The sequence below is a fragment of the Sphingobium mellinum genome (assembly GCF_037860795.1).
Classification (GTDB): domain Bacteria; phylum Pseudomonadota; class Alphaproteobacteria; order Sphingomonadales; family Sphingomonadaceae; genus Sphingobium; species Sphingobium mellinum.
Genome location: NZ_JBANRK010000002.1, coordinates 289,296 through 303,299, shown reverse-complemented (window position 1 = coordinate 303,299; position 14,004 = coordinate 289,296). Strand labels below are relative to the sequence as shown.

Below are 14,004 nucleotides of genomic sequence, written 5' to 3'. Positions count from 1 at the left end.
CCGGAGCAGACTCATGAAGGCCGATACGCACCCCGATTACCACTTCATCACCGTCCAGATGACCGACGGCACCACCTTCCGCACCCGCTCGACCTGGGGCAAGGAAGGCGACACGATGGCGCTCGACATCGACCCCAAGTCGCACCCTGCCTGGACCGGCGGCACTCGCCAGCTGGAACAGGGCGGCCAGGTGGCACGCTTCAACAAGCGTTTCGGCGGCTTGACGCTGAAGAAGTAATTGCTTCGGCATTGCTGAGACCGAAAGGGCGCCTCGACAAGGCGCCCTTTTTGTTTGTGCGGCGGAGAACAGGAATGCGCAATAGCAGGCCCTGAACTTGATCGTCATCCCAGCGCAACGGATGCAGGCGAAGCGTCAGGTCAGAGGTCTCCCTCTCAACCGGCTGCGGCGCGATCCTCATTCAAAAACGCCGCGACATCATCCAGCACGACGTCCTTTGACAGGAATGTCTGCCCGATGCCGCGCGCCAGCAGGAAGGGCAGGGTGCCACCTGCCATCTTCTTGTCGTGCAGCATGTGCGCGACCAGCGTGGCGCCGTCAGCCTTCACATCAGCGCTCCCCAGATCATGCGGCAGTCCCGCTGCGTTCAGATGCGCCGTCACCCGTTCGGCATCCTCGGCCGGGCACAGTCCCAGCCGAGCCGAATAGCGGAAAGCAAGGGCCATGCCCGCCGCCACGGCCTCGCCATGGAGCAGGATGTCGGAAAAGCCGGTATCGGCCTCCAGCGCATGGCCGTAGGTATGACCGAGGTTCAGCAGGGCGCGTCGTCCGGTCGTCTCGCGCTCGTCATCTGCGACGATCGCCGCCTTGGCGCGGACGCTGCGCTCGATCGCGAATTCACGCGCCTTCGCGTCGCCCTCCAACAGCTTATGACCGTCGCGCTCGCACCAGGCGAAGAAGTCGGGATCGTCGATCAATCCATATTTGACGACTTCCGCATAGCCCGCGCGCGTCTCCCGCGCCGGCAGCGTATCCAGCGTCGAGGGGTCGATCAGGACCAGGCTCGGCTGATAAAAGCTGCCGATCAGATTCTTGCCCGCACTGGCGTTGATGGCGGTCTTGCCGCCGACCGAACTGTCCACCTGGGCCAGCAGGGTCGTCGGCACCTGGATGAAATGGCAACCGCGCTTGAGGATCGATGCGGCAAAGCCAACCAGATCGCCGATCACCCCGCCGCCCAGCGCCACAATATGGTCGCCGCGCTCGACCTCCATCGCCAGCAACTGGTCCAGCAAATTTTCCAGATGCCGCCAGCTCTTGGTTTGCTCGCCGGCCGGCAGGATGATCGGGTCGATGGCGATGCCCCCGGACCGCAGGCTTGCCTCCAGCCGCGGCAGCTGTGCGCTTGCGACATGGGTGTCGGTCACCACCACCAGCCGCCCCTTGCGAGCATAGCCGGACAGATGGTCCGCCGCCCGGTCGAGCGCGCCCTGTTCGATCACGATATCATAGCTGCGCGCATCCAGCGCGACGCGGACTATTGCCATGCGACAAGTTGCTCCAGGATGCGGTCGACCGCCACATCGTGCGGCGCGGCGATGCTTTTCACGTGAATGGGGGCGAGTGCGTAGACCGGGTTGCGCTGGGCGGCCAGCCGGGTCAGCACCTCGCGCGGGTCCTTGCCCTTGAGCAGCGGCCGTCCTTCCCGGCGCGACACCCGGTCGACCAATATATCAATGTCCGCGTCGAGCCAGATGGCGGTCGCATGCTCCAGGATCAGCGTGCGCGTCTCATCCTGCATGAAGGCGCCGCCGCCGGTCGCGATCACCTTGGGCTCCCCGTCCAGCAGCCGGGCGATCACGCGCCGCTCGCCATCGCGGAAATAGGCTTCGCCATAGCGTTCGAACATTTCGGTGATGGTCATGCCCGCAGCCTTCTCGATCTCCTCGTCGGCATCGACGAAGGTGAGGCCCAGCCGCGCGGCGAGGCGGCGGCCCACGGTCGATTTGCCCACCCCCATCATGCCGATCAGGACGATGGGTCCGCGCTTCCGATGATCGGCCATGGATTTGCTGTTTCGCTGCATGACGAGGGGGGCTATACATTCCCGCGTCTCGGAGGCAAATCGCAACTTTCCTCAACTTCCGGCTCGGCCGCACAAGGATCCATGAGAAGCAATCGTTCCTTCAGCACCTTCGACAGCAGTTCGCGCCGTCGCGGCAAGCGCCTGCCCATCATCCCCATCATCCTCATCGCGCTTCTGGTGGGGCTGTTCGCTCTGCTGTGGTCGCGCGGCGGGGAGCGTCCGCAACAGCGTGTGGAAAGAGTAATTCCCGCGGACAAGCTGGGCAAATAGGCACGATGCGCCAAAGCCGGGTGAATGCGAAGTGGGCGCTTGGGACGCTCGCTCTGGCGCTTGCGCTGCCCGTGGTCGCGCAGGAGACGCCTGAGTCCCTGTTGCCCCCCGGCTTCGGTGAGACTCCGGCGAGCCAGCCCCCCTCTTCGGCGCCACAGCCCGGCAAGGCGCCCGCTGGATCGGCTGCGCCCGCACCGATGGTCCAGCCCCTTCCTTCCTCGCCGTCGCCCGACGCGGCACTTTCGGACAATGGCACCGCAACCGCGGCCGAAGCGCAGCTTTCCGAAGAGGGCCTTGCAGCGCAGAAGGCCAAATATGACCTGCCGGAGGGCGCGCATCGCTCCCTCGATCGGGTCGGACCGCTGACGCCCGACCAGTTGGGCTTCGCTCCCAATGCCTTCGGAGCGCAACTTGGTCCCTTCCTCGCCACGCTGATGAAGGAGACGCGCGCGCCGATCACCTCGCGCTGGGCGTCGATCCTGCTGCGGCGCGCGCTGCTGTCGGCAACCGATACGCCGCGCGGCATCAACGGCGCCGACTGGGTCGCCGAACGCGCCTGGCTGCTGCTGCGCATGGGGGAAGCGGACAGCGCGCGGCTGCTGGTTCAGAGCGTCGATTCCGACCAGTTCACCCCGCGCCTCTATGCCGTCGCGATGCAGACCTATCTGGCGACCGCCGACCCTGCCGGCCTGTGCCCGCTTTCGGCCGGCGCGCTGCGGACCAGCAAGGAGCCCGGCTGGGACATGACCCGTGCGATCTGCCCGGCGCTGTCAGGCGACCAGGGATCGGCCAGCGGCGCGCTCAACCAGGCGCAGCGGCGCGGGGCGGTGCGCGGCATCGACTACAAGCTTGCGGAAAAGGTCGTCGGCACCGGGTTCAACGCGCGTCGATCGGTCAAGATCGAGTGGGATGCGGTCGATCATCTGACGGCCTGGCGATTCGGTCTCGCAACGGCGCTCAATGTGCCTATCCCTGATGCGCTGTACGCTACCGTTGGCCCGCATGTGCGGGCTTGGGAGGCGCGGGCCCCGGCGCTCAGCGCCCTGCGCCGACTGCCGGGCGCCGAAGCGGCGGCTCGCTTGGGCGTTTTTTCCAGCAGCGCGCTCGTCGGCTTCTACAGCCAGCTTAGCGCCGATGGCGATCTGCCTGATGAGGTGGCCGACCGGCTCGACGCTCTGCGGACCGCTCATAGCGGCGCAGCCGCCGCAGACCGTGTCGAGGCGATGCATACGCTTTGGCACGACAACAGCCGCCCCGATTATGTGGGGCTGCTCGCGACCGCGCGTGCGGCCGCCGCCCTGCCGCCCGAGCCGGTGGATGCGCGGGACGCCGCCAATCTCGTCGCGTCGATGCTGACGGCAGGCTATGACCGCAGCGCCGCGCGCTGGAGCGGCATCGCGCGGCAGGCGGAGGGTGATGGCGCCGGGGATATGTGGGCGCTCCTGGCGGTTGGGGCGCCGAGCCCCGTGGTCGAGATCAGCAAGGGAAGCGTGGCCTCCTATATCGAAGGTGCCGGCGCGCCCAAGGGGCAGATGCTCCTGGCCGCCCTTGCCGGCCTTGCCCGGCTCAATGGGCAGGACATCGCGTCACTCGCGCAGGACAAAGGCCTGAACCTCGCTACCAACAGCCGCTGGGCCCGTGCCATCAGCCAGGCGGCCGCCCGTGGCGAAAAGGCGACCGTCGCGCTGCTGGCGGCGGTGGGTATGCAGACGGCGGATTGGCAACGGCTGCCGCCGGCGCATCTCTACCACATCGTCGCGGCGCTCCACCGTGTCGGGCTCGATCCCGAAGCGCGGATGATCGCGGCAGAGGCGATCACGCGGATCTGACGCGTGGGAGAAGATCGCGCCCTCATTGACCGCTTTCTTGAAATGATGGCGGCAGAACGGGGCGCGTCGCGCAACACCTTGCTTGCCTATCGCGCGGACCTTGTGGGCGCGGCCGAGGCGATGGGTGGCTTGTCCGCCGCTTCCAAGACCGCCGTGGGAACGCTGTCGGACGCCTGGGCGACACTTTCAGCCTCTTCGGTGGCGCGGAAAGCATCTGCCCTTCGCGCCTTCTACGGCTTTCTGGCGGAAGAGGGACTGCGCATTGACGATCCCTCAAGCGCCTTGCCTCGCCCGGCGACGCGGCGATCATTGCCGAAAATTCTGTCGACGGCGGAAGTCGATTCGCTTTTCGCCCTTATCGATTCGAAGCTTGCGGTCGCGTATCCCGCGCCTCTCGACCTGCGGCTTTCCGCGCTTATCGAACTCCTCTATGGGTCAGGACTGCGCGCAACCGAGCTGGTCTCCCTGCCTCGACGCGCGCTGTCTGCTGATCGTCCCTTCCTGATCCTCAAGGGCAAGGGCGCGCGGGAGCGGCTGGTGCCGATTTCCGATCGCGCGCGGGCGGCAGTGTCCGCATGGCTCGCCCATGTCCCTGCGGATAGCCCCTGGCTGTTCCCTTCGGGCAAAAGCCATTTGAGCCGCATTCGTCTTTATCAGATGGTCAAGGCGCTCGCCGCCGCTGCCGGCATCGCGCCGCAGCGGGTCAGCCCCCATGTGCTGCGCCACGCCTTCGCCACCCATTTGCTGGAAGGCGGCGCCGATCTGCGCGCGCTCCAGTCCATGCTGGGCCATGCGGATATCGGCACGACCCAGATCTACACCCATGTCGACAGCCGTCGCCTGGTGGAACTGGTCAACAGCCGCCATCCTCTTGCGACCATGAGCCAACGCCTCGTTGACGACGGGGCATCATCGCCCTAACGCCGTCGGCCATGGTTAGCTTTCTGGAATTTGAAAAGCCCATCGCCGAACTGGAGGCGCGCGTCATCGAACTGCGCGCTACGGCCAGTGCCGGCGATATCGACATCAGCGGCGAGATCGACAAGCTCGAACAGCGCGCGGCCAGGATGCTTGTGGACAGCTATGCCAAGCTCTCGCCGTGGCAGAAGACGCAGGTCGCCCGCCATCCGGACCGCCCGCATTTCAAGGATTATGTCGCGGGCATGTTCGACAATTTCATGCCGCTGGCGGGCGATCGTGCCTTTGCCGACGATCAGGCGATCCTGGGCGGTTTCGCGACGCTGGACGAACGGCGCCTGATCGTTATCGGCCATGAAAAGGGTGATGATACCGCCAGCCGCGTGCGCCACAATTTCGGGATGGCCAAGCCGGAAGGCTATCGCAAGGCGATCCGTCTCATGCAGCTGGCCGACCGGTTCGGCCTGCCGGTGGTGACGCTGGTCGATACCTCGGGGGCTTTCCCGGGGGTGCAGGCGGAAGAGCGCGGCCAAGCCGAAGCCATCGCCCGATCGACCGAACAGTGCCTGGCGCTCGGCGTGCCAATGGTCGCGGCCGTGGTCGGCGAGGGTGGCTCGGGTGGCGCGGTCGCGCTGGCCGCCGCCAATCGCGTGCTGATGTTCGAACATGCCGTTTATTCGGTGATCTCGCCGGAAGGCTGCGCCTCCATCCTCTGGCGCACCGGCGACCGGGCGAGCGATGCCGCCACGGCCATGCAGGTCACCGCGCAGCATCTGAAGGCGCTGGGCGTCATCGACCGCATCGTGCCGGAGCCGGTTGGCGGCGCGCATCGCGAGCCCGTACAGGCGATCGCCAACCTGGGCGCCGCGATCGGTGAGGAGCTGGATGCGCTTGCCGGCATGAGTCCGCAGGAGCTTCGTACGGACCGTGCTGATAAGTTCCTGGCGATCGGCGCCTGACGCTTTCCTTTCTGGGAACAGGACTTCGGGCTACTCGTTACGTCTCGGTAAGGAGTGGGCGAGGGAGGTAGCGTGAATCGGACATATATACTGGGCGCTGCCGGCATGGGCCTGGCGCTGGCTTTCGCTGCGCCATCGGTCATCGGCCAGCAGCCAGCTGTCCGCACCGCCTCATCCATCAGCGCTCAGGACAAAGCGAGCGGCGCGAAGCAGCATCCGCAGCTGCTGGAGGAGTTTGGCGGCGCTTATGCCGGGCCTCAGGGACGCTATGTGGAAACGGTGGGACGGCGCATCGCGGTCCAGTCCGGCCTTTCCAACGCGCAAGGGGACTTCACGGTCACCCTGCTGAACTCCCCGGTCAACAACGCCTTCGCGATCCCCGGCGGCTATGTCTATGTGACGCGCCAGCTGATGGCGCTGATGAATGACGAGGCGGAACTGGCCGGCGTGCTGGGGCACGAGGTTGGCCACGTCGCGGCCCGACATGGCCAGCGGCGGCAACAGGCCGCGCAACGCAACGCCATCGGCGGCACGTTGCTGCAGGTGCTCACCGGAGCGCTGCTGGGCGATTCGGCCATAGGCGGGCTGTTGCAGAAGGGGATTGGCACCGGCAGCCAACTCCTGACGCTCAAATTCTCGCGCACCCAGGAATATGAGGCGGATGATCTGGGCATCCGCTACCTCGCGTCGGCCGGCTATGATCCACGGGCGTTGTCCACCATGCTCGCTTCGCTGGCGGCGCAGTCCAACCTTGATGCCCGAACCAGCGGCACGGCGCGGTCGGTTCCGGAATGGGCCAGCACGCATCCTGATCCCGGCTCCCGCGTGAGCCGGGCAGCCCGTAACGCCGCGGCGACCGGATCGACCGCGACGACACGCAACCGGGACGCTTTCCTGACCGCGCTGGATGGCGTTCTTTATGGTGATGATCCTAAGCAGGGCGTCATCGAAGGCACCCGCTTCCGCCACCCGGAGCTTCGTATCGCCTTCACGGCGCCGTCCGGCTTCGGCATGGAAAATGCCGCCAGTAGCGTGTCGGTGACGGGGTCGGGCGGCCAGGCGCAATTCAGCGGCGGCGCCTATTCTGGTGATCTGGCGGGCTATATCGATACGGTCTTCGCCAAGCTGGGGGGTGGCGGCAGCGTGCCGGCGGGCGAGGTGCGCCGCACGACCGTCAATGGATTACCCGCCGCCTGGCGAACGATTCGCGCCAGCACCCAATCGAGCCAGGTCGATGCGACCGTCTTTGCCTATGATTTCGGTGGCGGGAAGGTCTATCATTTCCTGCTGCTGACGGCGGCAGGGCAGGGGATCGGCCCCTTCGCCCCGATGGTGCAGTCTGTCGAGCGCCTGTCGGCGCAGGAGGCCGCCTCCATCAAGCCGCGCCGCGTCAGCGTCATAACGGTGAAGCCGGGCGACACGGTTCAGTCGCTCAGCCGGCATATGGCCTATCCCGATTATCAGTTGGACCGGTTCCTGACGATCAATGCGCTGAGCGCTCAAAGCGTCTTGCGCCCCGGCCAGCGGGTGAAGATCATCATTTGACATCTACCGCGAACTCCACGCACGAAAAAGGCGGCGGAATTGCTTCCGCCGCCTTTTGTTTCGCAATGGCGTCGAGCTTACTTCAGGTTGCCCGAAACATTGTTGAAGGTGTTGCCGAGCTTACCGCCCAGGCTGGTCATCGCGCCGATGGCGGCGACGGCGATCAGGGCCGCGATCAGGCCGTATTCGATGGCGGTCGCGCCCTTTTCGTTCTTCAGCATCTTACGCATGAACTGCATGTCTGGTCTCCTTGACTACATTCCCGTTAAACTACCCGGCCGCCCCGCTAGAATAGGTCAGCATTGATCGGTTTAGATGGATCAGGTTGAAAAAGTTTTAATGGCGCACACAGGTGTCAATTATTGATGGTTAATGCGCGAGAACTTGTGTGGAGACGTTGTTCCACATGCCCGTGGTCTTGTTCGCGACATTGGAAAGCGCTGTGATCATCGCTAGGCAGACGAGCGCAAGGATGAGGCCATATTCGATTGCCGTGGCGCCACGCTCGCACCGCACCAGCCCCGATCGGGCAAGCATTTCGATCATCGCGCGCATGCCACATCCTGTTTGTTGCAGACAGTCCCTGATGACCTTGTAAAAGAGCCAGAGTTAACAAACCCCTTGTGACCGGACCGATATGACGACAAATTTTCCCCTGCTGGTCGTGGCCGCCGCGCTGGTCGATGCCGATGGCCGCGTGCTTCTGCAGCAGCGTCCGCCCGGCACGGCCATGGCCGGCCTGTGGGAATTTCCCGGTGGCAAGGTGGAGGTGAATGAAACGCCGGAAGGGGCACTGATCCGCGAACTGGAGGAAGAACTGGGGATCCGCACCCATGCCAGTTGCCTCGCGCCCGCCTCTTTCGCCAGCGAAGCGCTGGGCGACCGGCATCTGTTGCTGCTGCTTTATGTCTGCCGCAAATGGCAGGGCATGCCCGAAGCGCGCCACGCGACCGCGTTGCAATGGGCGCGCCCGGCGCAGATGTATGCGCTCGATATGCCGCCGGCGGACCTGCCGCTGATCGGACTGCTTGATTCCCTGATCTGAAGGGTGGCTGGCGCGCGGATGACATGGGCGGGGCGATCCGCCGGATGTGTCGCCCCGCGCCTGGCTATTTAGTCTTCGGCTGCCTTGCTTTGCAGCTGGACGTAATTCTGGATGCCCATGCGCTCGACCATCTCGAACTGCGTTTCCAGCGTGTCGATATGCTCTTCCTCGCTTTCGAGGATCGACTGGAACAGGTCGCGGCTCACGAAGTCGCGCACCGATTCGCAATGGGCAATCGCATCTTTCAGGACAGGCAGCGCCTCATATTCCAGCTCCAGATCGGCCTTTAGCACCTCTTCGACGGTTTCGCCGATCTTGAGCCGGCCAAGCAGCTGGAAATTGGGCAGACCGTCGAGAAAGAGGATGCGCTCCGCCAGCTTGTCGGCGTGCTTCATCTCGTCGATGGATTCCTCATATTCGAACTTGGCCAGCTTCTCGACGCCCCAATGGTCCAGCATCCTGTAGTGCAGGAAATACTGGTTAATGGCGGTCAGCTCATTCTTGAGGACCTCATTCAGATAGTCGATGACCTTGGCATCGCCCTTCATCGTTCCATACTCCGGCTGTCGGGAAGAAGCCGGATTATAGGCATGGGACCGTCATTTTGTTAATGGAAAAACCCAGCAATTGGGCCATGATGTGGCCGGCGGCGACGATGTTTTGATCGGGGTGCGGTTATGTCCCCCACATGATTATTGGCTGTGGGGTCAGGCGGACGCGCGTTCGGCGGCGATGATCGTGCGGGCAAAGGGAACGCACTGGCCGCATTTTGGCCGACGCCCGAGACGCGCATAAGCGCTGCACGGCGTTTGCGCGCCGCTGCGGACCGCGTCCTTCAGATCCTTTTCCCGAATGGCATTACACACGCAAACGACCATGACCTTCTCCTGAGCCATCGAATAACTCAGATGATAATGGGTCGCAATAGTATTTTACATGCTGTTGCGAATCTTTTGCGGCTTGCCGCGAGAGAGGCTGCGCCACAGCCATTCCACCGGTCCCATCTTGAAGCGCGTCAGCCAGGCCGGCGACCAGAGCAGCATGACAGGCCAGGCGGACAGTATCACCAGCGGCAGCTGCACGGGCCGGAGCGAGCCGAATAGGCCGAGGCCCCAGCCATAGAATATCGCGCACATGACGAGGCTGGTCGCGATATAGTTGCTCAGCGCCATGCGTCCTACCGCCGCTATCCGCCTTGCCATCGGGTGATCGCGATGGCGCGTCTGGATCCACAGGATCAGCGCGGCCCATCCCACCGCCAGCGGAATGCGAAACAGGAAAGACCATGCCAGCATCGTGGCCAGCGCCGCCAGGGCTGGGAAATCGCGCAGCATCAGCCAGGCGGCGAGCGCGATCATCGGGGGAAGGCCGATCAGGAAGCAGTGCCGCGCAGTGCGCCGATACTGTTCGGGTTCCCAGCGTCCGGTCAGAAAGCCGCCCTTCAGCATGGCCATGCCCAGCAGCATGAAACCCAGCGTATCGAACGCGGTGAACAGGAACGCCCAACTCCATTCGCTGGGGAACAGGGCCAGATGATGGCGCATAATCGTCCCGAATCCGCTGCGATAGGTCGCGACCTCGGCGAGCAGGATGGAATGCCGGGGATCAGTGAAGGAGCCGGTGAAGCTGGCAAATCCCTCCCGTACGCTCGCCGCTGTGCCCGGCGTGGCAGCGGCATGGGCCCAGCCATAGAGGCTGACGATGAAGGCGAGGCAGATCAGGAAGTGCAGCAGAAAGAAGAGGAAGGCCCATTTGACGAGCGATAGCGGCTCCCGACGCATGAAGGGCAGGGCGGCCAGCCCCACCAGCGCATAGATCATCAATATGTCGCCCGACCAGAGCAGCAGATAGTGAGCGAGGCCCAGCAGGAAAAGCCAGCCCGCCCTGACCATATGCGTTCGGCGCCCATCACGGCCCGCCATTTCCTCGCGGTCGACCAGCAGCAGCATCGACGCCCCGAACAGCATCGAAAACAGCGCTCGCATCTTGCCGTCGAAAAACAGGAAGCTCACCAGCCAGAACAGCCTGTCCCCCATCGACAGCGGCCCCGCTGCCATCGGGTTGAAATAGCTGTTCTGGGGCAGGGCGAAGGCGGTGATGTTCATCCACAAAATGCCCATGACCGCGCAGCCGCGCAGCACGTCCATGGCAGGGTTGCGGGATGAGGGGGGATTCATGGGGCCTGAGTTCCTCAAAGATACTGGCAATGCGGGACATGCTCTGCCAATGCGACTAGCCATGAACAGCGGGCGCAAGCAACGGATTAGCGACGCCTTCGGCGCGGCGGCGGATCGTTATGACGATCATGCCGGCCCGCAGCGCGCCGCCGCTGCGCTGGTCGCGGACCTTGCCCAGCGGCAAAGCCCCGGCGGGGTGAAGCGCATCCTTGAAATCGGCTGCGGCACGGGGCTGCTGACCCGCCATATCCAGGCGCGCTGGCCTGCCGCGGAACTGGTCGTCACAGACATTTCCCCGGAAATGCTGGCGCGCACGGCCAAGGGAGGCTTTGTCGCTGGCACCTTTATGGCGATGGATGGAGAGGCGCCGCCCTTGGAAGGCGAATGGTTCGACCTCATCCTGTCCAGCCTGGCCTTTCAGTGGTTCGACAATCTGGGCGACGGCATCGCCCGCCTCGTCGGCTTGCTCCGGCCGGGCGGTAGCCTGATCTTCTCGACCATGGGGCAGGGCAGCTTCGCGCGATGGCGGCAGGCGCATGCCGCCTGCGGCCTGACCCCGGGCGTGCCGGTTTACCCAAGCCTTGCCGAGTTGCGTACGCTGCTCTCCCGCCATGAGGACGCATTTGCCTTTGATGAGGATCATGCGCTGTCCTGTCACGGTGCGAAAAACCTGATTGCCCATCTCAAGGGCATCGGCGCGGTCGTGCCCAGCGAAGGTCGCCAGCCGCTGGCGCCCAGGGATCTGCGCCGGGTGATGGCGGCCTTTGATCAGGCGGGCGGCGATGACGCCTATCAGTTGTTGTTCGGCAGGATCACGCGCGCGAGTGCGTGACCTGATCGTCACAGCGCTGGCTGGAACGTCGTGAGGCGCTGGCCTGTGCGACCCTGGCCGGTCATCTCATAAAGTCGCTACGCGCGATGACGCCCGTCCAAGCACAAGCGCCCCACCTCCAATGGGAGCCCTAAAGCTCCGCGTCCATGAGCGAGGGGAAGAAGTCCTCATGCGCTGACCGCAGGTCTGCGAGCGCGACGCCTGCCACCTTGTCTCCGCCCACCGTGCCGATCCGCACCGCGCCTGGAATCTCGATTCCCGGCGCTGTCGTCACGACGTAGCGACCCTGATCCTCGCCAAAGGCACTGGCGGTCGTGAGCGTCGCGTCAAGTTCCACGCCGATGCCGCCGGCCAGCGCCATCTCCGTTATGGCCACGAGCAGGCCGCCATCGGAAATGTCATGCACCGCGGTCGCATTGCCCTTGGTCACCAGCGCACGGACGCGCTCGGCGTTGGCGCGTTCGACGGCGAGGTCGACCTTGGGCGCGTCGCCTGCTTCGCGGCCGGCAATCTCGCGTAGCCAGAGCGACTGGCCGAGATGCGTGCCTTCGCCGCCGATCAGCCAGATCGCGTCGCCCGCTGCCTTGAAGGCGACGGTCGCCATGACGTCGATGTCCTTGAGCAGACCGATGCCGCCGATCGCCGGCGTTGGCAGGATCGCCGAACCGCCGCCGGTCGCTTTGGACTCATTGTAGAGCGAGACGTTGCCCGACACGATCGGGAATTCCAGGGCGCGGCAGGCCTCGCCCATGCCTTCCAGGCAGCCTGTGAGCTGCGCCATGATCTCGGGCCGCTGCGGATTGGCGAAGTTCAGGCAATTGGTCACCGCCAGCGGGGTGGCGCCAACAGCGGAGATATTGCGATAACATTCGGCGATCGCCTGCTTGCCGCCTTCATAAGGGTCGGCATAGCAATAGCGCGGCGTACAGTCGGTGCTGATTGCGAGGCCCTTGCGCGTGCCATGCACCCGCACGACCGCCGCATCGCCGCCAGGCCGCTGCACGGTATCGGCGCCGACCATGTGATCATATTGCTCCCAGATCCAGCGGCGGCTCGCGATGTCGGGCGAACCCATGAGCTTGAGCAGGTCACTGCCCACGTCCGCGCGCTGCGGCAGGTCGCCCAGCGGCTCGACCTGCGCCCACGCCTTGTAGTCCTCGCGCGAAAGCGACGGCCGGTCGTAGAGCGGCGCATCGTCGGCCAGCGGCGCGAGCGGGATGTCGCACACCGTCTCGCCCTTGTGGACCAGCACCATGCGGCCGGTATCGGTGACATGGCCGATGACGGCGAAATCCAGTTCCCACTTGCGGAAGATCGCTTCGGCGAATGCTTCCTTGCCGGGTTCGAGCACCATGAGCATACGCTCCTGGCTTTCCGACAGCATCATTTCATAGGCTGTCATGCCGGTTTCGCGCTGCGGCACCTTGTCCATGTCCAGTTGGATGCCAACGCCTCCCTTGGACGCCATTTCGACCGAGGAAGAGGTGAGGCCGGCCGCGCCCATGTCTTGGATCGCGACGATCGCGTCCGACGCCATGAGTTCCAGGCATGCCTCGATCAGCAGCTTTTCGGTGAAGGGGTCGCCCACCTGCACGGTCGGGCGCTTTTCCTCGCTGTCCTCGCCGAAATCGGCAGAGGCCATGGTCGCGCCATGGATGCCGTCGCGCCCGGTCTTTGAGCCTACATAGACGATCGGATTGCCGACGCCGCTGGCAGCCGAATAGAAGATCTTGTCGGTGTCGGCGACCCCCACGGTCATGGCATTGACCAGAATGTTCCCGTCATAGGCGGGATGGAAATTCACTTCGCCCCCCACGGTCGGGACGCCCACGCAATTGCCGTAGCCGCCGATGCCATGCACCACGCCGCTGATGAGATGTTTCATCTTCGGATGGTCGGGCCGACCGAAGCGCAGCGCGTTCATGTTGGCGACCGGCCGCGCGCCCATGGTGAAGACGTCGCGCAGGATGCCGCCCACGCCCGTCGCCGCCCCCTGATAGGGTTCGATATAGCTCGGGTGGTTGTGGCTCTCCATCTTGAAGATCGCCGCCTGCCCGTCGCCAATGTCGACGACGCCCGCATTCTCGCCGGGGCCGCAGATGACCTGCGGCCCTTCCGTGGGCAGCTTTTTCAGGTGGATGCGGCTCGACTTGTAGGAACAATGTTCCGACCACATGACCGAAAAGATGCCCAGTTCCGTCAGATTCGGCTCCCGGCCGAGCGCCTTGAGGACGCGGTCATATTCTTCCGGCGACAGGCCGTGTTCGGCGACGGTTTCCGGGGTGATTTGGGTGGCTGCGGTCGACATGAGCGCGCCTTTAGCGGCGGCGCGGCGGATAGACAATCCTCAGCCCGCCGATGCCGGGAAAACAGCGGTTCGCCGG

At 64.7% G+C, this 14,004-nt stretch carries 16 protein-coding genes; 8 read left to right on the top strand and 8 right to left on the bottom strand.

What is annotated here, in order from left to right:
* The first annotated feature begins 13 nt into the window (after positions 1–13).
* Positions 14–238 carry a 50S ribosomal protein L31 gene (rpmE, locus tag AAC640_RS05850; protein WP_340265159.1) on the top strand — a complete coding sequence of 75 codons (225 nt, stop codon included), beginning with the start codon at positions 14–16 and terminating at the stop codon, positions 236–238.
* A gap of 155 nt (positions 239–393) precedes the next feature.
* Here the strand turns inward: rpmE and aroB are convergent, their stop codons facing one another.
* Both aroB and AAC640_RS05840 read right to left on the bottom strand, forming a co-directional pair.
* On the bottom strand, positions 394–1,506 hold the full coding sequence (gene aroB, locus AAC640_RS05845; RefSeq protein ID WP_340265158.1) for a 3-dehydroquinate synthase: 1,113 nt from the start codon (positions 1,504–1,506) through the stop codon (positions 394–396).
* The gene (locus AAC640_RS05840; RefSeq protein ID WP_340265157.1) at positions 1,497–2,045 is read right to left on the bottom strand and encodes a shikimate kinase; all 549 of its coding nucleotides are present in this window, start codon (positions 2,043–2,045) and stop codon (positions 1,497–1,499) included. Before AAC640_RS05840 ends, aroB begins: the two co-directional genes overlap by 10 nt.
* Positions 2,046–2,126: 81 nt before the next feature.
* Between AAC640_RS05840 and AAC640_RS05835 the strand changes: the two genes are divergently transcribed.
* From AAC640_RS05835 to AAC640_RS05815, 5 genes are all read left to right on the top strand, one after another.
* On the top strand, positions 2,127–2,315 hold the full coding sequence (locus AAC640_RS05835) for a hypothetical protein (protein ID WP_340265156.1): 189 nt from the start codon (positions 2,127–2,129) through the stop codon (positions 2,313–2,315).
* Positions 2,316–2,320: 5 nt separating this feature from the next.
* Positions 2,321–4,144: a hypothetical protein gene (locus tag AAC640_RS05830; RefSeq protein ID WP_340265155.1), complete on the top strand. Its 1,824-nt coding sequence runs from the start codon at positions 2,321–2,323 to the stop codon at positions 4,142–4,144.
* A 3-nt stretch (positions 4,145–4,147) separates the two neighbouring features.
* The gene (locus AAC640_RS05825) at positions 4,148–5,065 is read left to right on the top strand and encodes a tyrosine recombinase (RefSeq protein ID WP_340265154.1); all 918 of its coding nucleotides are present in this window, start codon (positions 4,148–4,150) and stop codon (positions 5,063–5,065) included.
* 11 nt (positions 5,066–5,076) lie between these two features.
* Positions 5,077–6,021, top strand: coding sequence for an acetyl-CoA carboxylase carboxyltransferase subunit alpha (locus AAC640_RS05820; protein ID WP_340265153.1), 945 nt, complete (start codon positions 5,077–5,079; stop codon positions 6,019–6,021).
* A gap of 105 nt (positions 6,022–6,126) precedes the next feature.
* Complete coding sequence (locus AAC640_RS05815) at positions 6,127–7,566, top strand: M48 family metalloprotease (RefSeq protein WP_340265360.1); 1,440 nt, start codon at positions 6,127–6,129, stop codon at positions 7,564–7,566.
* A 77-nt stretch (positions 7,567–7,643) separates the two neighbouring features.
* On the opposite strand, the gene AAC640_RS05810 is transcribed toward AAC640_RS05815, so the two are convergent.
* Entirely contained in the window at positions 7,644–7,805 is a 162-nt protein-coding gene (locus AAC640_RS05810) for a Flp family type IVb pilin (protein ID WP_340265152.1), read from the bottom strand.
* Between the two features lie 130 nt (positions 7,806–7,935).
* Complete coding sequence (locus tag AAC640_RS05805) at positions 7,936–8,121, bottom strand: Flp family type IVb pilin (RefSeq protein WP_340265151.1); 186 nt, start codon at positions 8,119–8,121, stop codon at positions 7,936–7,938.
* A gap of 82 nt (positions 8,122–8,203) precedes the next feature.
* On the opposite strand from AAC640_RS05805, the gene AAC640_RS05800 reads away from it, so the two are divergent.
* Positions 8,204–8,611 carry a (deoxy)nucleoside triphosphate pyrophosphohydrolase gene (locus AAC640_RS05800; RefSeq protein ID WP_340265150.1) on the top strand — a complete coding sequence of 136 codons (408 nt, stop codon included), beginning with the start codon at positions 8,204–8,206 and terminating at the stop codon, positions 8,609–8,611.
* A 68-nt stretch (positions 8,612–8,679) separates the two neighbouring features.
* Here AAC640_RS05800 and bfr read toward each other — a convergent pair whose 3' ends face one another.
* The 3 genes from bfr to AAC640_RS05785 form a co-directional block, all read right to left on the bottom strand.
* On the bottom strand, positions 8,680–9,159 hold the full coding sequence (gene bfr, locus AAC640_RS05795; RefSeq protein ID WP_340265149.1) for a bacterioferritin: 480 nt from the start codon (positions 9,157–9,159) through the stop codon (positions 8,680–8,682).
* 159 nt (positions 9,160–9,318) lie between these two features.
* Positions 9,319–9,489 carry a (2Fe-2S)-binding protein gene (locus AAC640_RS05790; RefSeq protein ID WP_340265359.1) on the bottom strand — a complete coding sequence of 57 codons (171 nt, stop codon included), beginning with the start codon at positions 9,487–9,489 and terminating at the stop codon, positions 9,319–9,321.
* A gap of 54 nt (positions 9,490–9,543) precedes the next feature.
* Positions 9,544–10,788: a DUF418 domain-containing protein gene (locus tag AAC640_RS05785; RefSeq protein WP_340265148.1), complete on the bottom strand. Its 1,245-nt coding sequence runs from the start codon at positions 10,786–10,788 to the stop codon at positions 9,544–9,546.
* Positions 10,789–10,849: 61 nt separating this feature from the next.
* Here AAC640_RS05785 and AAC640_RS05780 point away from each other — a divergent pair, with 61 nt between their 5' ends.
* Complete coding sequence (locus AAC640_RS05780; protein ID WP_340265147.1) at positions 10,850–11,620, top strand: methyltransferase domain-containing protein; 771 nt, start codon at positions 10,850–10,852, stop codon at positions 11,618–11,620.
* 130 nt (positions 11,621–11,750) lie between these two features.
* Here the strand turns inward: AAC640_RS05780 and purL are convergent, their stop codons facing one another.
* The gene (gene purL / locus AAC640_RS05775; RefSeq protein ID WP_340265146.1) at positions 11,751–13,928 is read right to left on the bottom strand and encodes a phosphoribosylformylglycinamidine synthase subunit PurL; all 2,178 of its coding nucleotides are present in this window, start codon (positions 13,926–13,928) and stop codon (positions 11,751–11,753) included.
* Between the last annotated feature and the right edge of the window lie 76 nt (positions 13,929–14,004).

Bases quoted from the DNA above. Each gene is read 5' to 3' on its own strand.
- rpmE (WP_340265159.1), top strand. From the start codon at position 14: ATGAAGGCCGATACGCACCCCGATTACCACTTCATCACCGTCCAGATG.
- AAC640_RS05800 (WP_340265150.1), top strand. From the start codon at position 8,204: ATGACGACAAATTTTCCCCTGCTGGTCGTGGCCGCCGCGCTGGTCGAT.
- AAC640_RS05790 (WP_340265359.1), bottom strand. From the start codon at position 9,489: ATGGTCGTTTGCGTGTGTAATGCCATTCGGGAAAAGGATCTGAAGGAC.
- AAC640_RS05815 (WP_340265360.1), top strand. From the start codon at position 6,127: ATGGGCCTGGCGCTGGCTTTCGCTGCGCCATCGGTCATCGGCCAGCAG.
- AAC640_RS05805 (WP_340265151.1), bottom strand. From the start codon at position 8,121: ATGCGCGCGATGATCGAAATGCTTGCCCGATCGGGGCTGGTGCGGTGC.
- bfr (WP_340265149.1), bottom strand. From the start codon at position 9,159: ATGAAGGGCGATGCCAAGGTCATCGACTATCTGAATGAGGTCCTCAAG.
- aroB (WP_340265158.1), bottom strand. From the start codon at position 1,506: ATGGCAATAGTCCGCGTCGCGCTGGATGCGCGCAGCTATGATATCGTG.
- AAC640_RS05835 (WP_340265156.1), top strand. From the start codon at position 2,127: ATGAGAAGCAATCGTTCCTTCAGCACCTTCGACAGCAGTTCGCGCCGT.
- AAC640_RS05785 (WP_340265148.1), bottom strand. From the start codon at position 10,788: ATGAATCCCCCCTCATCCCGCAACCCTGCCATGGACGTGCTGCGCGGC.
- AAC640_RS05780 (WP_340265147.1), top strand. From the start codon at position 10,850: ATGAACAGCGGGCGCAAGCAACGGATTAGCGACGCCTTCGGCGCGGCG.
- AAC640_RS05820 (WP_340265153.1), top strand. From the start codon at position 5,077: ATGGTTAGCTTTCTGGAATTTGAAAAGCCCATCGCCGAACTGGAGGCG.
- purL (WP_340265146.1), bottom strand. From the start codon at position 13,928: ATGTCGACCGCAGCCACCCAAATCACCCCGGAAACCGTCGCCGAACAC.
- AAC640_RS05810 (WP_340265152.1), bottom strand. From the start codon at position 7,805: ATGCAGTTCATGCGTAAGATGCTGAAGAACGAAAAGGGCGCGACCGCC.
- AAC640_RS05840 (WP_340265157.1), bottom strand. From the start codon at position 2,045: ATGCAGCGAAACAGCAAATCCATGGCCGATCATCGGAAGCGCGGACCC.
- AAC640_RS05830 (WP_340265155.1), top strand. From the start codon at position 2,321: ATGCGCCAAAGCCGGGTGAATGCGAAGTGGGCGCTTGGGACGCTCGCT.